This is a genomic window from Mycoplasma phocimorsus (assembly GCF_030077875.1).
GTDB classification, from domain to species: Bacteria; Bacillota_I; Bacilli_A; order Mycoplasmatales; family Metamycoplasmataceae; genus Mycoplasma_H; species Mycoplasma_H phocimorsus.
Genome location: NZ_JASEJT010000002.1, coordinates 1 through 1,614, shown reverse-complemented (window position 1 = coordinate 1,614; position 1,614 = coordinate 1). Strand labels below are relative to the sequence as shown.

Genomic DNA, 1,614 nt, shown 5'->3' with positions numbered 1-1,614 from the left:
CGATGCAATAGGGGGGTTAACAACTTCTCCACTTGAAATAACAAACTTAGACAAATTTAGTTACTACGGCATATACCTAAGTTTAGGTAAAACCAAAATAGACTATGAAAAAGAAGAAGTACAAATAGAAATATTTTATAGAACAAAAAAAGAGAAGAAAGAAAAATTAATTAGTGTTAAAAAAAGTTTTTTAGATTTTAAATCAATAAATAGCAATGATTGAAGTGAAATATTTAATGGAATAGCACAGCTTTCAATAATAGAAATTTATGGTAAAAATAGCGAAGGCAAATGAAAAATAAATGTAAAAAACGACTATGCACAAGCTTCAGATATATTGATAAGCCCCTTTGAAGGCGAAACGCCACCTGCGGAAAAAATATCTTATAAATTAACAGTAAAAAATTCTAAAAAAGTGGTTGGGCAAGATACAGATATTAAGTCAAATAAATATTTATCAGGTGGAAGAACAATAAAAAAAGATTGACCTAACGTAATTTTTAGGGGCTGAAATGGCGACTATTGAACAAGAAGAGCGGATTCGGGAGTAATTAATCCACTAGAAATTACTCCAACAAAGCCGGGTAGCAAGTTTTTAGGTTGAGCAAAAGACATTAATGACACACAGCCAAATCTTTTCATAAATGGAAACAATTATGAAGAAATTTTAGAAGAAAAATCAATTTATGCAGTTTTTGAATTTGATAATCCTGTTATTACGGTAGAAACACCAGATAAAAAGAAACACACTTTAGAGGTTAAGCCAGGAAAACAAATATATAAAACAGACATAAAGGAATGATTACAAGGTATAAGCAAAAAAAATAATTATAAATGAGAAGCAAACTTAAATGATGCGTTAGTTAAAAATAAAAACACAAAATGAAAATTGCGTTTTTATGGCGATGGAAGAGCAGAACTAAATCCTAAAAAAGGTGATGGGTTTGAACTAAAAATAGAGTGAATAGAAAAACCTCAGATTGTCTTTAAAGGTGAAAATGACGATTGATCATTTAAAATTCCTTTAGAAACAGGCGTAGATTTTGTGGGTGAAAAAGTTTTAAAAATGCCAAGCAAAAAAACGATAGAGGACGCAATTAAAGCTAAAAGAAAAAAAGTTAAAAGAATGTACTGAAGTAATAATGGCGAAAGTTATGCGGAAAGAGCGGTTAGAAAGTCGGAGTTGAGTGATTTTTCAGAGATTTGGGTAAAAGTAGAAACAGAAGACTTTGGGACAGTGAGAGTGCCATATAAAGTTAATCTTGAAACGGGTGAGGAAGCATATAACATAATAGAAAAAACGCAAGATGGAAAGGTTAAACAAGAAAGTTTACCTACAACAATAGAAATTAAGCGTAAAACCAGTTGGGAAACAGGACATAGCACAAATAATCCAGTGTTAGATAAAAGAACAAAGAGCGAAAAAGAAGCGGGGCTTGTATTAGTGGGTTGAACGACAAAACCCGGCGGGACAAAACCTATTAAATTTGAGAATGGTGAATCGCAAGAAGCAATAAATGCGGAGCAGTTATATCCAATACTTAAAAGTGATGGATGGGCTGAAAAAGAGAAGGCGAGAACGGCAATAGACTGGGCGGCAACTGTGGCACAGGC

1 protein-coding gene is annotated in these 1,614 nt (G+C 32.6%); it reads left to right on the top strand.

Annotated features, from left to right (window positions below):
• A partial coding sequence (locus tag QMA87_RS00010; protein WP_283833608.1) for a hypothetical protein occupies positions 1-1,614 on the top strand: 1,614 nt, incomplete at both ends.